This window comes from Photorhabdus akhurstii (genome assembly GCF_018448925.1).
GTDB lineage: Bacteria > Pseudomonadota > Gammaproteobacteria > Enterobacterales > Enterobacteriaceae > Photorhabdus > Photorhabdus akhurstii.
Map to the genome: position 1 here is coordinate 90,867 of NZ_RCWE01000013.1, position 15,004 is coordinate 105,870.

Below are 15,004 nucleotides of genomic sequence, written 5' to 3' on the forward strand. Positions count from 1 at the left end.
TTAACGAAATGATTAAAAAATTGCCTTTAATAGTTATTTTCTCCTATTCATAAAGGGGGTGATTATCTTCTTTTTCACTATATTGATTGCATTTTAGATTTAACCTCTTCATTAAAGTTGTGCGGAAATTATCCGCACAATTTGATGTTGTGTTGGGTAATGTGAATTTATGTGTCAAATGAGCTAATTAATTGTGATTAATTTGGCGATTATCATTATTATTAATCATCGTTAATACTTGCCAGTACATTTCCTGCCTGTTGATAACCGCCTTCTTCTGCATAGATAATGATTTTCCCAGGACGATGGGCGGTAAGTTGCGTTTCCATTTTCATTGCCTCCATGACAGCAATGACATCACCTTGTTTAACTTCATCACCTTCCTGCACATACCAGCATTGTAAAACGCCGGATATTGGTGCTGAGACGGAATTAGGCGCTGTTATTATCTTTTCAGCTTTACTACCTTGGTTCTCAGTGATGGAATTTTGCCCAGAATCAAGCAATGAAAGCCCTTTTAATAATTCGGCAGGTAGTCCCAGTTCATGCCGATGGCCATTAATTTCAATAAAAGTACGTGTTACCTGTTCTGGATAATGGTTTTCCTGACGCGGAGATATTTTTATGTCATTGATAAAGTCAGTTTCGATCCAACGTGTATGGACGTTAAATGTGTCATCGGAAATAAAATCAGGATGTTCCATTACTGCTTGATGAAAAGGCAATACTGATGCAACACCTTCAATCCTGAATTCCTGTAATGCACGTCGCGCACGGGCAATAGCTTGTTGGCGGGTTGTTCCGGTGACAATCAGCTTAGCCATCAGCGAATCAAAGGTGTCAGGGATGGTGGAACCTGCTGCAACACCAGAATCCAACCTTATGCCTGGGCCGGAAGGGGGAGAAAAGATCGTCACCGTTCCGGGCGTCGGCAAAAATCCTTTACCCGCATCCTCTGCGTTAATGCGGAATTCAAAAGAGTGGCCTAAAGGGAGCGGTGTTGAGGTCAATGATAAAGGTTTACCTTCGGCAATTCGGAATTGTTCTACCACAATGTCGATCCCTGTGGTTTCTTCAGTGACCGGATGTTCGACCTGCAAGCGAGTATTGACTTCCAGAAAGGAGATCGTGCCGTCGACACTGAGGAGAAACTCCACGGTACCAGCTCCGATGTAACGGGCTGCGGTGCAAATATCCTGTGCTGCTTGATGAATACGCTGGCGCTGATGTTCGGTCAAAAATGGGGCCGGCGCTTCTTCTACCAATTTTTGGTTACGTCGTTGCAGTGAACAATCGCGTGTACCAAGTACCACCACATTGCCATGTTTATCAGCCAGAATTTGCGCTTCAATATGGCGAGGTTTGTCTAGAAATTGTTCAATGAAACATTCTCCACGCCCAAAGGCCGCTGTTGCTTCACGAACAGCCGAATTGTAGAGTTCGGTGACTTCATCAAGCCGCCACGCCACTTTCATGCCACGTCCACCACCGCCATATGCTGCTTTAATTGCAATTGGCAGGCCATATTGTTCCGCGAACGCCAGAGCTTCCTCCGCGTTTTTCACCGGTTCTTCTGTGCCTGAAACCTGTGGCGCGCCTACCTGTTGGGCAATTTTGCGTGCTTTAACTTTGTCACCCAGAATATCAATGGTTTCTGGTTCAGGGCCAATCCAGATCAAGCCTGCATTAATAACGGCACGGGCAAATTCTGCCCGTTCAGCCAGAAATCCGTATCCGGGATGTACCATGTCGGCACCTGAACGTTTCGCAATATCTAATAATAGGGGAATATTAAGGTAGGTATCAGCGGGGCTGTTTCCACCTAAACTATAAGCCTCATCAGCCAGTTGTACATGTTGTGCATTGATGTCCGAATCAGCGTAGACAGAGATAGATTGTAAACCATAATCCCGGCAGGCACGGATGATACGGACGGCGATTTCACCGCGGTTAGCAATCAAAACTTTTTTCATGGGATGGTTTTTAATATTCATAGTCATTGCGGTACTCATGAGCGGCAATCGCTCTCTTTTATTTCGTGAAATTCAGTGATTGGGTTGAAACGGATACGGGCATTGACAGGAATTTGTCCCGCAAGATCGAGATGATAGCTGGCAACGGAACCAATGACTGGGTAGCCGCCGGTCAAAGGGTGATCTGCTAAAAACAGAACCGGTTGGCCACTGGCAGGAACCTGAATTGCGCCGGTGGTCGTTCCCTCACTCGGTAACTCTTTATGGTTAAGGCGCGATAATGGTGTGTCGCCATACAGACGAATACCGACTCGGTTAGATTGTGGTGTAACCTGCCAAAGTTGGCTTTTTAGCAGGGATAGCGCTTCTGCGGTGAACCAGTCAGTGCGCGGTCCTAGAATAATGTCCAGTGTAACGATATCGTCAGTGGCGGGCATATTGAAAGCCGGGCTTTCATCCATTGATACAGCGGAACCCTGTGTGAGAGTCAGAATATCCAAAGTATCGCCTATAGCGATTGGACTGGGGCCAATGTGTGCCAGTGTATCGTAAGAGAGGCTGGAGAGAATAGGTTGTTTGGCAAAGCCGCCACGCACCGCTAAATAAGAACGCACTCCCGCTTTGGGCGTTCCTAGCGTCACTTTATCACCGTCACTCAGATCAACAGGCTGATAGCCATCAACCTGAAACTTTCGGCCAGATGCTGTTTGAACAGTGATTGGGCAGTCAGCGCCTGTGACAGCAATAATGACATTGCCATGAGAGATAAAGCTTAATCCTCCTTGCACAATTTCCAGACATGCATTGTCCGAAGGATTACCGACGATTCGGTTGGCGCTTTTCAGCGCTGTTTTATCCAGCGCACCGGCGGCAGAAATCCCTAAACTAGCCTGTTCTGAACGCCCTAAATCCTGAAAAAGTGTTTGTATTCCAGTGGTTAGGATTTTCAGTGAGGCGTGTTTATCAACCTGCGAAGATAAAATGTCCTCTATAGGCGTAATAGGGGGGACGGGGTTAGTGATTGTTGTCCCTTTGCCTTGATCTCTGAAACGTACCCGGAAACCGGGTTGCAACAGGGAAGAGGGAGAACGTGAGAGATCCCACATGCGCTCTGGCGTGGTACCGATGATTTGCCATCCTCCCGGACTGGCTTGAGGGTATATCCCACTGAATTCTCCAGCCAGACCAACTGATCCCGCGGGGATGCTGGCTCTTGGCGTCATTCGGCGAGGGACATGTAAACAGTCTGAATTTGCGACTAAATAGGCAAATCCGGGAGCAAATCCGGTAAAAGCAACGGTGTATTCACTTTCTGTATGTCGCTTGATAACTTCCTGTGTGGTGATGCCGAGAATTTCTGCCACTTCGACCAGATCATCACCATTGTAATACACCGGAATTTCAACGAGTTTCCCTGTTGTCCTATTCAGTGTATTCAGATTGCGACCATTGATTTCTTTGGCAAGTTTGACTGTGGAAATAGCATTGGAACGAAATCGAATCAACAGTGTTCTGGCCGCTGGAATAATTTCTTCTACGCCTGCAATAGGGCGGGCGTTAAGTGAATCAAATAGCGCCAGCGTTTCATTCAGATCATGAAGCTCGACAATAATGGTATCTAAATTAACAGGTAAAAAACGCACTAGGCACTCCTGGGCATTTAAATAAAGGAGCGTACGGTGATCCCGGCTTGTTGCAGGGTGAGTTTCACCTGACGTGCCATTTCTACCGCGTCTGGACTGTCACCATGAACACAGATGGAGTCCGCTTGAATACGGGTAAAACTGCCATCAATGGCTTCAACTCCCCCTTCGGTCACTAATTGCAACATACGTCGGGCAACGATATTAGCGTCATGAAGCACAGACCCTTTTTCTCGGCGGGAAACTAGCGTGCCTTGTGGAGTATAAGCTCTGTCAGCAAAGGCTTCCGCGACGGTACGCAAACCGTTTTCCCTCGCTAAATCCAATATTTTTGAGCCGGCTAATCCAACCAGCGCTAAATTGTTATCTACTTCACGAATCGCCGTAATAACAGCAAGGGCTTGGTATTCATCATGGGCAATGGTGTTATACAGTGCGCCGTGCGGTTTAACATAACTTACGGTGGTTCCTGCCGCTGCCGCCAGACCTTTCAACGCGCCAATCTGGTAAATAACATCCGCGATCAGTTCATCACTAGAGATGTCCATATTACGGCGACCAAATCCGACCAGATCGGGATAAGATACATGAGCGCCGATCACTACCTGATTTTTGTGGGCAGATTTTAAGGTTTGAAGTATCCCGGCAGGATCACCAGCATGAAATCCACACGCTACATTGGCGCTGGTGACAATACTCAGCATGGCGTTATCGTCGCCCATTTTCCATTGACCAAAGCTTTCGCCAAGATCGCTGTTTAAATCAATAAATTTCATCGTGATAACCTCAATAAGAAGGTTCAAAAGCGGTAATTAGAACGGTTTTCATGGGATCTCTCCTTACAAAAACATCAAAAAATAGAGCAGAAAAACATTGGCAATCAGTAGAGCTATTCCAGTGGGGATTTGTGCTTTAATGACCGCATTGCGATTTGGTAATTCCAGTAGTGCGGCAGGAACGATATTGAAGTTTGCAGCCATTGGGGTCATCAGTGTACCGCAATAGCCTGAGAACATGCCGATGGCGGCCATGACCGCCGGATTACCGCCATGTTGCAGTACCAGAATGGGAATGCCGATCCCGGCGGTGACAATCGGGAACGCGGCGAAGGCGTTGCCCATTATCATCGTCAATAGCGCCATGCCGAGTATGTATGTCGCCACCGCGATAAATCGGTTATCCACTGCTAAATAGTGTTCTGTCAGGTGAGAAATTGCGGTACCGACACCTGCGACGGTGAATAATAGTCCTAGCGTAGCCAATATCTGTGGCAGGATAAACGCCCAACCGATGGAATCCAGTAAGCGACGCGCCTCTTGGGTTGATTGAGTTACATTTTCACGCGTCATTTTCAGTGCAACGCCATATCCAACTAAGCAGCCCATTGTCATGGAAAACAGCGTCACCAGCGTGGCATGATTGCCGGTACCGAACAGTACCAGTTGTAACCCAGGGACGTGGTTAAACAGTAATACGCCGATCACTGTGACGATAGGGATTGCCAGTGCGGGAAGAAATAGACGATTCCCCAAGCGGGAGGCACTTTTCTGCCGTTGCTGAGGTGTGCGTTGATGGTAGCTACCCAATCGCACACCGCCAAAACCCGCCGTCAGTGCCATCAATACAACGATCAGCCCGACACCGATATGTAGCATCTTTTGGGCCTCGGCTTCGTTATCTGCCCATAGTGCTATTAAGCGGTAAGTCCAGTCGCCTACCAAAAATACGATGCCATATAACGCCCAGAACAGGCTGGTGGTCAGGCGGCGAGGGTTGGTGTGATCACGCCAGGACATTATTGCTACGGCCAACAGGATCACGCCTGCCAGCCAATAAAGATATTGTTGCTGAAACATTACTCCACCTTACTTCGATTTTTGTCCATGCTATTCAGTGCTGCCAGTCTGGTAGCGATCTGGCGGTCAAGACGGGACAAGCGGAACGCGTGGATCAGGAAGGCGCAGATGGCGGTAGGGATTCCCCACATAGCGATATGTAGCGGTTCTGTTTGGATGCCCCCAGACTCCAGCATAAAGTTATGCATAAAGATGATTGCACCAAAGGCGACGAAGATATCCTCACCGAAGAACAGTCCAACATTGTCGGTTGCTGCTGACATGGCCCTCAAACGGTAGCGTACATCGTCAGGCAGGTCATGATGACGGTTTTCCGTAGCCCCTTCTACCATTGGCGCCAGCAAGGGACGCACCATTTGTGGGTGTCCTCCTAAGCTGGTCAGCCCTAGCGCAGCGGTTACTTCACGAATGAACAGATAGATGATCAGCAACCGTCCGGCGGTTGCTGTTTTAATATTGCTAATCCAGGTTTGAGCTTGTTCTTTTAAACCGTGCCGTTCTAAAAGGCCGATAGTTGCCAGCGGCAACAGCAAAATTAGTGGCAAATTTCGAGTATTAAGGAAGCCGGAACCTAGCTTTTCCAGAATCGTTGTGATCGGCATATGTGCTGCCAACCCGGTGATGATCCCTGCGACAATCACCACCAATACTGGGTTAAACCTAAGTAAAAAACCCACGACAATGACCGCGATGCCAATCAACGGCCATAGATTCACAATCTGTTGCATGTTGTGTCACCTCGGTGGAAAAAGATCGCGGTTGCTTGCTGTGTCGTCATAGGTTGAATTCCTGTGCGGTAGATAAATTGATATCCAAGCAATATGCGTACCATCGTTGGATAATTTGCACTTATTGTTAAATAATTGTTTTTGTATTGTTGAACAATAAATAGAATGAGGCGAAAGAATAGGCAAATAAAATTATTTTTTAATTATAAAAATGGAATGTAGATCACTTTTTACCCTAGTGATGCTCTATGATGGTGCGTTTAATGCACTATTGTGAGGCAATAATCATTCTGGCGTAGAAAACAGTCTGTGGGGAGGAATCTCTATGCTTGCTGGCAGTAGGTGAATGTGTGAAGATGCCTGCCATTCTTATCTTTGCAACCGGGAACTTGTGGTCAGGTTTGCTACATTTGGTCCGCTCTTTCAATTAATTATTATGAAAAAAGATAATTCCTCTCCTAAGACGTTAAGTGAAAAAGTTACAGATACTATCCGGCAAAAACTGATTATTGGAGAGTTATCACCCGGTCAACGACTATCAGAAGCGGCTTTGAGCGAACAACTTGAAATATCGCGTAATACATTACGTGAGGTTTTTCGTGTGCTGACTCAGGAAGGGTTACTGCGATATGAACCTAACCGTGGTGTTTTCGTTGCCACACCGAGTATCGCTTCTATTATCGATATTTATCGCGTTCGGCGGCTTATTGAATGTCAGGCATTGGCGCAATCTTATCCTATGCATCCTGCGGTTGAACATATGCGTGGTGCAATCGAAATGGCTAAACGGTATCGTGATACTCAGGACTGGATCGGTGTTGGAACCGCAAATATGGCATTTCATTCAGCTATTGTTGAACTGACTGACAGTGAACGGTTGATAACATTCTATGGGCATATTTCTGCGGAATTGCGTCTGGCTTTTGGTTATCTGAACGATCCCGAACTTTTTTATGTTCCCTATATTGATCAGAATGCCCATATTTTGGCGTTACTTGAGAAAGGTGAACCAGAAAGTGCGGCCTCCGAGTTAAAAAGCTATCTGGAGCAGTCAGAACGTACTGTATTAGCGGCTTATACGCGCAAAAATCGTGCTTAATAAATAAAAATTAAGATAATATCTGTGACTAAAATTTATTGATAAATTAATATATCTAAAGTTTTTTCATGTTTTTGGTTTGTAACGTTATGTTTGTTTGGTACTTTTCCAGACAAAGGCGGTAGTGTCTATAGGGATCAAGGAAGTGAATGATAAGAGAAGCTATATATGCCTTTTGTGCCATGATGTTGAACTTTTTAATCCTCCCAATGACAGATCACTTGGTTATTAAAACATAATTCATCGTGTTTTTGCTGTAAGTCATATTAGTAACACGAGTTACAGGAAAACGTGACTTATAGTCCGTGGTTTGATAAGTAACATCGTTCGATACTTATCGAATGAAAAAACCTGACACGATAAAATCCATTTTTGGACAAAGAGTTAGATATATCAGAATGGCATCTGGTATGTCTCAGGAAGCTTTTGCCGATAAATGTGGGCTTGATCGCACTTATATCAGTGGCATCGAACGTGGCGTCAGGAATCCCACGCTTGAAGTTATCAATGTTATAGCAAGTGGTTTACAGATCGAATTGAAAGATCTGTTTGATTTTGACGCGGAGAAAAAGGGTTAGACAGCTCTTCTCTGTGCCTGCTTCTTAGACTCAAAATGGATAACCTGCACTTTGGCAGGTTATCCTTCGGCTGCCACAGTAGGACACTCAGCCTTTCCAGCGGGAATTGCGGATCACGTTGCAATAATTGAGGGGAACAAGTCCGGGCTTTTTATCCTGTATGATATCCACATTGAAGCTACCAAATATTGTCTGGGACCTATCCTTGATGCCGTCATAAAAAGCTTGAATGATATCTTCCTTGAAGCCATCAGTGCGTGGATGTTGCTGTACAACAGCAGTGCGCTCACTGTCGCTGAACGCTTCGTAATTGATGCCCAACACGTCCATTTCTACGCCAGCGGTGACAAGCGCAATTTCGGGCGCCATAAACTCTGGAATGCCCGGCGTGGTATGCAAGGCAATCGCCGTCCAGACTTTATCAATATCAGCCTGAGCGATGCCGTATCCTTGCAGAAAATGTTTCGCCGCATTCGCGCCGTCAACCTCGAATCGTTTGTCACAACTGCAATGCTCATGTGTCAGGCCAATGTCATGGAACATACATCCGACATAGAGCAATTCATGGTCCACACTAAGCCCAAGACGCTGGCCGGCGAGCGCCCCCCAATAGTAAACCCGACTCGAATGATGAAAAAGCAGATCAGATTCCGTATCGCGGATGAACGTGGTTGCGTCACGGGTTATTTGGGTATCAGGAATACTCACTCCGTTAACTGAAAAACTCATAATGCTGTCTCCGGTTGATTAAGTGAAGGTAAGCATAAAACACATGACACCTGTCCTGAATTAACTTATAACGATGATTCAGGACACTAAGATTAAATAAGACTTCTGTAAGGCAATGATTCACAACATCACCATATTGGCCGTACCTGACGTTCAGTTGCTCGATGTTTCAGGCCCCTTGGACGTGTTCGCTGAGGCGAACCGCATATTGCACCGGCAGGTCTATTCCCTGAGCGTGATGTCGACCGATTCAGACATCATCACTTCCTCGTCAGGCGTTAAGCTGGTGGCTGATGTGATTTTGAGCCATACAACCAGCCACTCGACAGACACGTTTCTTGTGGCTGGCGCGCCGAATGCGCATAACCATACCCTTTCAGAACAGGAGCGTGCTGCAATCATCGAAATGTGCCATCGTAGTCAGCGTTACGGCTCCGTCTGTACTGGCGCCCTGTTGCTGGCGCAGACCGGACTGTTGAAGCAGCGTCGGGTGACAACCCACTGGGAATGTGCCGAACTGCTCGCGATGCGTTTTCCCGAAATCATGGTTGAACCGGACATGCTCTATGTGGCTGATGGTTCCCTGAGAACGGCTGCGGGGGTGACATCCGGGCTGGATCTGGCGCTCCGGCTGGTTGAAGAGGATCTGGGCCGCGAGCTTGCGATGGAGGTGGCAGCAAGTCTCGTCATGTTTTTCAGGCGACCGGTCTGTCAGGGGCACTTTATCCGCAGGAGTCAGTTGTCCCTATCCGGGAGAGCCGCTTTTCAGGATTTGCAACGCTGGGCGCAGGCAAACCTACAGGACATAAGTGGCTTGCAGGACATGGCTACACATATGAACCTGAGCATCAGGCATTTGGGACGCCTGTTCCGCCAGGAGCTCAACATGAAAGCAGGAGTATGGCTGGAGAATGCACGTATTGAGAAAGCGCGGACGTTACTTGAGGAAGGCAGGCTCCCGCTCAAGGCAATACCGGGAGCTTGTGGATACAGAAGCAGCGATGTGATGCGCAGGGCCTTTGTTAAAAATACGGGCATGACCCCTTCTGTTTACAGAAAAATATTCATACAGACGCAGCAGATTGGCACAAATGGAAAAAACTGAAAACCAGATATGGGAAATAGATGACGATTCACCTTGTTTGAAAAATGATCCGCTTCAACCAAAGGAATAACCATACGCCTTCCTGGTGCTTCAATGATGTCGCGTTGTACATCAACAAATATACTGTATTTGCTTTTGCTTCGTTTGTATTGATAAACAACAAATTGCATTTACCAGTTCCTGTTTTCATCAGCAAATGAGCCATATTGTTCAATAAATTGAGCAACTTCCTCCATTCCTTTGCGATTATCTTCTTTCCAACTTTCAGCTTTGATTCGTTGAGCTTCTCTGGTAATGATTTCATTAATAAAACCTGAAATATTTACACCGGCTGAACTCAGGATCAGGTAATTTTCTTTATCAACTGTTATGTTAATTCTATGCTTCATGGCAAACCTCAAAAACACACTTTAAGTACACATCAAAAGTGTGTTTTTCGTGAAAACAAAAGGCAACCTGATTTTTTTACATTCGCATAAGAAAATGGGTTGCGAATAGGAAAAGATAAATATAAGCAGCTACAAGTAATCATTATTTTTACCGAATGATATAAAGTAGGTTGGAGCAGTTTATCTCATTGATAAACTGCTCCATTTTTGATCTACAGCCACTTACTTTGTGTACCTCGAAGGCCATATTTCAGCGGGATCGCAATCTAAAGCCTCGGCAATAAGTCGTTGACCTTTGGGCCAGCGGCGTTGCAGGGTATTAGCAAGGGTGGATGATGCTAACCCTGCTTCCCTTGAAACGGCTGCTAATGATGTTCCCCGTTTTTTCAGTTCGGCGATAATGTCTGCTGGGTGCCAGTCCTGATTTTTCATTATTAATCCTCCGTGTTACGGATAACTTTGATATGAAAAGGTAAATCGTTACATAGTAGACTATAAGTCACATATGATAACATAACTTACCATAAAAAGTGACTCATAGTCCGTGGTCTGATAAGTAACATAATTCGATACTTATCGGATGAAAAAGCCAAATGCTGTAAAATCCCTTTTTGGACAAAGAGTTAGGTATCTCAGGCAATCGTCTGGCATGTCTCAGGAAGCTTTTGCCGATAAATGTGGAATTGATCGGACGTATATCAGTGGTATTGAGCGTGGGGTTAGAAATCCTACGCTTGAAATCATCAATATTATTGCGAATGGTTTACAGATTGAGCTGACAGATCTATTTGATTTCAGCAGGGAGGATTCCACAAATCCCTTCTGCCCGTTTGAATAAGTTTATTGAGGAAGAACCTATATCTCCCTCAATAAATGGTTTTATTAAATGGTAATAATTTTCTGGGTGTTATTTCGTTCAATTTTTATTGTCAATTTACCTGATGGTGTCTCTGACAACTGATTGCGAAGATAGGTGATATCCTTGGGAAGGGCTTGTTGGCCATTAACTTCCAATACAATATCACCGTTCTTTAATCCAAATTTTTCAATATCTTTGGGATCGTTGTAAAATATCTCTACTTTGTTATTAAAATAACGGATTGCAATCGTGCGGAGTAATGGACTGTCATAACGGGTAAAGTTTTTGGCGTTAAAACAGAGCAGCATTTTATTTGGAATAAACAGATAGTCATCAAAACGCGAGAAGAAACTCATACCAAGATTGTAGAGATCATTTTTATTTTCGCCAATTCTCAGACGACCTACTGGCAATTGCTGTAAATAAAAGCCATCAATTAGATATTCTTTACTACTATCAAGCCCACTAGCGGACGCGTATTTGACACGGGTTCCTTCAGAAATTTTATCTTTGTGCTCTTTTTTCAGATATTCAATAAATTCCTGAGAAACATAGCTGTAATCGGCCCCGGTATCTATATTAAAAACGACATTAGAAACTTGGATTGCGGGAGATTTGCCGTAGCTATCACTGTAAGGTTCACATTGTTGATAATTTAAGATTGAAGGCGCATGGCGCCATATTGTTAATGTGTGGTTCAGGTTATTTATTTCCCAGTTTAACTGACGAAAAGTATCAATTCCGAGAATACCATCCAGTTCCTGACCAATGGACTGATTAAAGAGACTCATGTCAATACCAATCCAGGGATCAGAGCCTGGCACCGTATGATTACCGAGGGTAATCGCCAGGGGTTGCCATAATGTTAAGTCAGCTTTGTGTAAGCGTTTTTCACTGGTTGTAACCAGCCCATCGGACAGCATACGGTGGAATGTAACCGGTATTTTTGATTCTGGTGTGGTTTGTGTCAGCGTTTTTGCCAGCTTATGATCGATGAAGGTATAACTGGCGCCAGTATCCAGCAAGAATTGATATTTTTTACCGGAGATAGTGACAGGAACAATGATCGATGTTGGCTGATGGATGTCTAGCTTAGTAGAAAGGACGGGTTTATTTTCTTCTGGCATATGGATTTTTTCCATATGGCTACAGCCCGTTATCAGTGTCAGCAGGCTGGCGGCAATAATTGCCCGCGAGGCTATTTTTTCCTGTTTTTTCATAATATTAGATTCCTTTTCTAGGGAGTGGAAGATGAAAATCTGGGGTCCGGTAAAACCCAACATAATTCACTGGAAGCAATAAAATACTGCGTATGACGTAGGATAGTGCGCGTTACCAGTACAGCTCAGCTTCATTGCAAATACTATTATCTGCTTTTTACTAAAACCAAAGATAAACAATACCATCATTATATTAGTTGATGTGAAATATAGTGAGTAATTGTTTAACTGCGGTTGAACTATTATTAGTTTCAGTAGTAATATTGGTGAAAATGTCGGCTGTTGATGACTTTGGATGGTAAAAATTATTAATGGAGATGTTTATATAATAATTAATTGGCAATAGATGTGGCATTAAAAGATAAATTATCTGGATGTGGTTGATTATATAGTGTATATCAATGATAATGATTTAAGATAAAAATCACTATAAATCATTATTATTTTATTTTTAAGTGTAATGTAAAGGCAATAAATATTTATTAGATTTATCTTTATCTGTGGAAATTATTTTTCTGATAAATATCCAGCTAATGTCAATATAAAAATAACACTTTTGTACTAAAGGAATATATTGATTTTATGTCTATATCACTAAAACTCAGCATTGTCGTACCTATTTATAATGGGGCGCGGTTTTTACCGCAGTTTTTTGTCAATCTATCTCGGCAAAAGCTAACTGATTTTGAATTAATTTTGGTTGATGATGGTTCAACGGATAATAGTCGCCAGATTATTGAGCAATATGCCGATAAATTCCCGAAGACAGAAATTATCACTCAGGAGAATCAAGGGGTCTCTGTTGCCCGTAATACGGGGTTAGCGAAGGCCAGAGGTGATTATGTGGCTTTCCCTGATATTGATGATGTCATTTATCCGGGTATGTATAACCGGTTGTTAGAGATTGCTCAGAATAATGATCTGGATATTGCTACTTGTAACGGTCATTATGTTTATGATGATGGTCGGCCAGCCCGAAAGATTTTTCCTTCTGAGCGTCTCTCTTCTACCGCGGTTCTGAGTGGGCCAGAATGGTTGCAACAAGCACTGAGCTCACGCAAATTCCTGCATGTAACTTGGCTAAATATCTATAAACGAGCTTTTCTGACAAAACATCATTATCAGTTTGAACCGGGGTTGCATCATCAGGATATTCCGTGGACGACAGAACTCTTGTTAACGGCAAATCGGGTGCAATATATTGATGAATCTTTTTATGATTATCTGATTCACGCCTCCTCGGTGTCCCATGCCCCTGCTGATGATCATATTAAGGTGAGGACAGCACATCACTATATGAAAATTTTGGAGATGCTGAATAAGATTAATCAGCGTTATCCGCAGCAAGTCAAGCAGGCGCCGGCATGTCATTGGCAGATTGCAAAAGAGGGGCTAGGGATTTTGCATACCATTAATGGGATAGAATCTTCTGCGATAAAACAACAGATCGTTCATGAATTGTTTGATCGCGGTATTTGGTCAATGATCTGGAAAAATGCCCGTGGGTTTAGATTGCGTTGGCGTCTGGCTCGTCGATATCCGCGACTGAGAGCGGTGCTAAAAGCCGTTTAATATTGAAAGCAACGGCTTTAATTATTTATACCCGTCATCTTTCAAGTTGCCTCTTTGTTGGCTGCACTCACTCACCCCGGTCACATAGTTATCTATGCTCCCGGGGATTCGTTCCCTTGCCGTCGCGATGCATCTTGAAATCTATAGGGTATATTGCTTCCTACCTGTCGCTATTTCTCTCTGAATCGCAGGTATCGCCGATGTTTTTCAACGCATCAATAATCAATTGCCAGAATCGCTGTTGATCGAGTTTGACTGCGACTTGGGTGTGGCCATCTTCTGGTATTGGATGACGGAAATCCGCTACGGTCATGCCCACAGTTAAGGCGCCATTCAGTTCAATATTGACGGGTACCTTTTGCGTTGTCATTACGGTAGGGTCGATCACATAGGCGACGGCGCAAGGATCATGTATTGGCGGGCTGTTGAAACCATGTTTCTTCTGATAACTTTCACCATAGTACTCCAGTAGCTCTACGACAAATTGAGACACGTTGGTATTAATACGTGAAATTGCTTTGATGATTTCTGGCGTGGCGCGTGCTTGATGAGTCAGATCCAGGCCGACCATCGTCAGCGGCCATTTTTCATTGAAAACGATATGCGCGGCTTCCGGATCGATTTTGATATTGAATTCCGCTACTGCGCTTCTATTGGCAGTGTGATATCCACCGCCCATTAATACCACTTCTTTTACCCGTTCAACGATCTTCGGTGCTTTACGGACGGCAAGAGCAATATTGGTTAAGCTGCCAACGGGGACTAAAGTCACCGTTTTTGGCGGATGAGACATGATGGTATCAATGATCAGATCAGTCGCGTGACGGGGATCTAACGTTCGAGAGTGTTTAGGCAACTTCACGCCACCCAGACCCGATTCGCCGTGAATATCCGATGCCGTTTCGATATCGCGAACTAATGGGCGATGACAGCCTGCGGCAAAGGGCACGCCGGTAATACCGGCAATATGCGCTATCGCCAGTGCATTGTGAGTGACTTTATCTAGTGTCTGATTACCGACAACTGTCGTGACGGCTAATAGCTCAATATTAGGGTTGCCATGTGCTAATAACATCGCAATGGCGTCATCATGTCCCGGATCGCAATCAAGAATAATTTTTTTGGTGCTCATTTTTACTCCTTGCCAGAGAAAGTGATATAAGAAATGAGGATAATCCAGTTAAAACGTCTATTCCGTGACAAAATCTTAGATCTGGGGGAGTGTTCTCATAAATAATTAGTAAAATGTTTCA

At 44.4% G+C, this 15,004-nt stretch carries 15 protein-coding genes and 1 pseudogene; 5 read left to right on the plus strand and 11 right to left on the minus strand.

Annotated features, from left to right (window positions below):
* Positions 1 to 221: 221 nt before the first annotated feature.
* The 5 genes from EAE93_RS15010 to EAE93_RS15030 all read right to left on the minus strand — a co-directional run bounded on the left by EAE93_RS15010 (position 222) and on the right by EAE93_RS15030 (position 6,200).
* Positions 222 to 1,994, minus strand: coding sequence for an acetyl/propionyl/methylcrotonyl-CoA carboxylase subunit alpha (locus EAE93_RS15010; RefSeq protein WP_415186295.1), 1,773 nt, complete (start codon positions 1,992 to 1,994; stop codon positions 222 to 224).
* 14 nt (positions 1,995 to 2,008) lie between these two features.
* A complete protein-coding gene (locus EAE93_RS15015) occupies positions 2,009 to 3,616 on the minus strand; it encodes a 5-oxoprolinase subunit B/C family protein (protein ID WP_214040002.1) in 1,608 nt (535 codons plus the stop codon).
* A gap of 17 nt (positions 3,617 to 3,633) precedes the next feature.
* Positions 3,634 to 4,392 (minus strand): LamB/YcsF family protein, encoded by a 759-nt coding sequence (locus EAE93_RS15020; protein WP_036811667.1) that lies wholly within the window; start codon positions 4,390 to 4,392, stop codon positions 3,634 to 3,636.
* A gap of 63 nt (positions 4,393 to 4,455) precedes the next feature.
* A complete protein-coding gene (locus EAE93_RS15025) occupies positions 4,456 to 5,472 on the minus strand; it encodes a DUF979 domain-containing protein (protein WP_214040003.1) in 1,017 nt (338 codons plus the stop codon).
* Positions 5,472 to 6,200 (minus strand): DUF969 domain-containing protein, encoded by a 729-nt coding sequence (locus tag EAE93_RS15030; RefSeq protein WP_214040004.1) that lies wholly within the window; start codon positions 6,198 to 6,200, stop codon positions 5,472 to 5,474. The genes EAE93_RS15025 and EAE93_RS15030 overlap by 1 nt, the downstream gene beginning before the upstream one ends.
* 436 nt (positions 6,201 to 6,636) lie before the next feature.
* Here EAE93_RS15030 and EAE93_RS15035 point away from each other — a divergent pair, with 436 nt between their 5' ends.
* Positions 6,637 to 7,299, plus strand: coding sequence for a GntR family transcriptional regulator (locus tag EAE93_RS15035; protein ID WP_214040005.1), 663 nt, complete (start codon positions 6,637 to 6,639; stop codon positions 7,297 to 7,299).
* 341 nt (positions 7,300 to 7,640) lie between these two features.
* Positions 7,641 to 7,877: a cell morphology transcriptional regulator XreR1 gene (gene xreR1 / locus EAE93_RS15040; RefSeq protein ID WP_071647112.1), complete on the plus strand. Its 237-nt coding sequence runs from the start codon at positions 7,641 to 7,643 to the stop codon at positions 7,875 to 7,877.
* 87 nt (positions 7,878 to 7,964) lie between these two features.
* Here the strand turns inward: xreR1 and EAE93_RS15045 are convergent, their stop codons facing one another.
* On the minus strand, positions 7,965 to 8,606 hold the full coding sequence (locus EAE93_RS15045) for an HD domain-containing protein (protein WP_214040006.1): 642 nt from the start codon (positions 8,604 to 8,606) through the stop codon (positions 7,965 to 7,967).
* A 115-nt stretch (positions 8,607 to 8,721) separates the two neighbouring features.
* On the opposite strand from EAE93_RS15045, the gene EAE93_RS15050 reads away from it, so the two are divergent.
* Complete coding sequence (locus EAE93_RS15050; RefSeq protein WP_214040007.1) at positions 8,722 to 9,711, plus strand: GlxA family transcriptional regulator; 990 nt, start codon at positions 8,722 to 8,724, stop codon at positions 9,709 to 9,711.
* An 8-nt stretch (positions 9,712 to 9,719) separates the two neighbouring features.
* On the opposite strand, the pseudogene EAE93_RS15055 reads toward EAE93_RS15050, so the two are convergent.
* The 3 genes and pseudogenes from EAE93_RS15055 to xreR2 all read right to left on the minus strand — a co-directional run.
* Positions 9,720 to 9,881: pseudogene (locus EAE93_RS15055) on the minus strand (CcdB family protein); the annotation flags it as partial.
* The gene (gene ccdA / locus EAE93_RS15060; protein WP_110085895.1) at positions 9,882 to 10,100 is read right to left on the minus strand and encodes a type II toxin-antitoxin system antitoxin CcdA; all 219 of its coding nucleotides are present in this window, start codon (positions 10,098 to 10,100) and stop codon (positions 9,882 to 9,884) included. It abuts the pseudogene before it with no gap.
* Positions 10,101 to 10,322: 222 nt separating this feature from the next.
* On the minus strand, positions 10,323 to 10,532 hold the full coding sequence (xreR2, locus tag EAE93_RS15065; protein WP_036811682.1) for a cell morphology transcriptional regulator XreR2: 210 nt from the start codon (positions 10,530 to 10,532) through the stop codon (positions 10,323 to 10,325).
* A 148-nt stretch (positions 10,533 to 10,680) separates the two neighbouring features.
* Between xreR2 and EAE93_RS15070 the strand changes: the two genes are divergently transcribed.
* Complete coding sequence (locus EAE93_RS15070; RefSeq protein WP_071647114.1) at positions 10,681 to 10,938, plus strand: helix-turn-helix domain-containing protein; 258 nt, start codon at positions 10,681 to 10,683, stop codon at positions 10,936 to 10,938.
* A 44-nt stretch (positions 10,939 to 10,982) separates the two neighbouring features.
* On the opposite strand, the gene EAE93_RS15075 is transcribed toward EAE93_RS15070, so the two are convergent.
* Positions 10,983 to 12,179 carry an aspartyl protease family protein gene (locus tag EAE93_RS15075; protein WP_214040009.1) on the minus strand — a complete coding sequence of 399 codons (1,197 nt, stop codon included), beginning with the start codon at positions 12,177 to 12,179 and terminating at the stop codon, positions 10,983 to 10,985.
* 582 nt (positions 12,180 to 12,761) lie between these two features.
* Here EAE93_RS15075 and EAE93_RS15080 point away from each other — a divergent pair.
* Positions 12,762 to 13,751, plus strand: coding sequence for a glycosyltransferase (locus tag EAE93_RS15080; protein ID WP_214040010.1), 990 nt, complete (start codon positions 12,762 to 12,764; stop codon positions 13,749 to 13,751).
* A 160-nt stretch (positions 13,752 to 13,911) separates the two neighbouring features.
* Here EAE93_RS15080 and uriH read toward each other — a convergent pair whose 3' ends face one another.
* Positions 13,912 to 14,883, minus strand: coding sequence for a uridine-preferring nucleoside hydrolase UriH (uriH, locus tag EAE93_RS15085; RefSeq protein ID WP_036811695.1), 972 nt, complete (start codon positions 14,881 to 14,883; stop codon positions 13,912 to 13,914).
* Positions 14,884 to 15,004 lie beyond the last annotated feature (121 nt).

Coding starts and splice junctions, on each gene's coding strand:
- uriH (WP_036811695.1), bottom strand. CDS start 14,883: ATGAGCACCAAAAAAATTATTCTTGATTGCGATCCGGGACATGATGAC.
- xreR1 (WP_071647112.1), top strand. CDS start 7,641: ATGAAAAAACCTGACACGATAAAATCCATTTTTGGACAAAGAGTTAGA.
- EAE93_RS15020 (WP_036811667.1), bottom strand. CDS start 4,392: ATGAAATTTATTGATTTAAACAGCGATCTTGGCGAAAGCTTTGGTCAA.
- ccdA (WP_110085895.1), bottom strand. CDS start 10,100: ATGAAGCATAGAATTAACATAACAGTTGATAAAGAAAATTACCTGATC.
- EAE93_RS15080 (WP_214040010.1), top strand. CDS start 12,762: ATGTCTATATCACTAAAACTCAGCATTGTCGTACCTATTTATAATGGG.
- EAE93_RS15045 (WP_214040006.1), bottom strand. CDS start 8,606: ATGAGTTTTTCAGTTAACGGAGTGAGTATTCCTGATACCCAAATAACC.
- EAE93_RS15035 (WP_214040005.1), top strand. CDS start 6,637: ATGAAAAAAGATAATTCCTCTCCTAAGACGTTAAGTGAAAAAGTTACA.
- EAE93_RS15075 (WP_214040009.1), bottom strand. CDS start 12,179: ATGAAAAAACAGGAAAAAATAGCCTCGCGGGCAATTATTGCCGCCAGC.
- xreR2 (WP_036811682.1), bottom strand. CDS start 10,532: ATGAAAAATCAGGACTGGCACCCAGCAGACATTATCGCCGAACTGAAA.
- EAE93_RS15050 (WP_214040007.1), top strand. CDS start 8,722: ATGATTCACAACATCACCATATTGGCCGTACCTGACGTTCAGTTGCTC.
- EAE93_RS15070 (WP_071647114.1), top strand. CDS start 10,681: ATGAAAAAGCCAAATGCTGTAAAATCCCTTTTTGGACAAAGAGTTAGG.
- EAE93_RS15025 (WP_214040003.1), bottom strand. CDS start 5,472: ATGTTTCAGCAACAATATCTTTATTGGCTGGCAGGCGTGATCCTGTTG.
- EAE93_RS15030 (WP_214040004.1), bottom strand. CDS start 6,200: ATGCAACAGATTGTGAATCTATGGCCGTTGATTGGCATCGCGGTCATT.
- EAE93_RS15010 (WP_415186295.1), bottom strand. CDS start 1,994: ATGAATATTAAAAACCATCCCATGAAAAAAGTTTTGATTGCTAACCGC.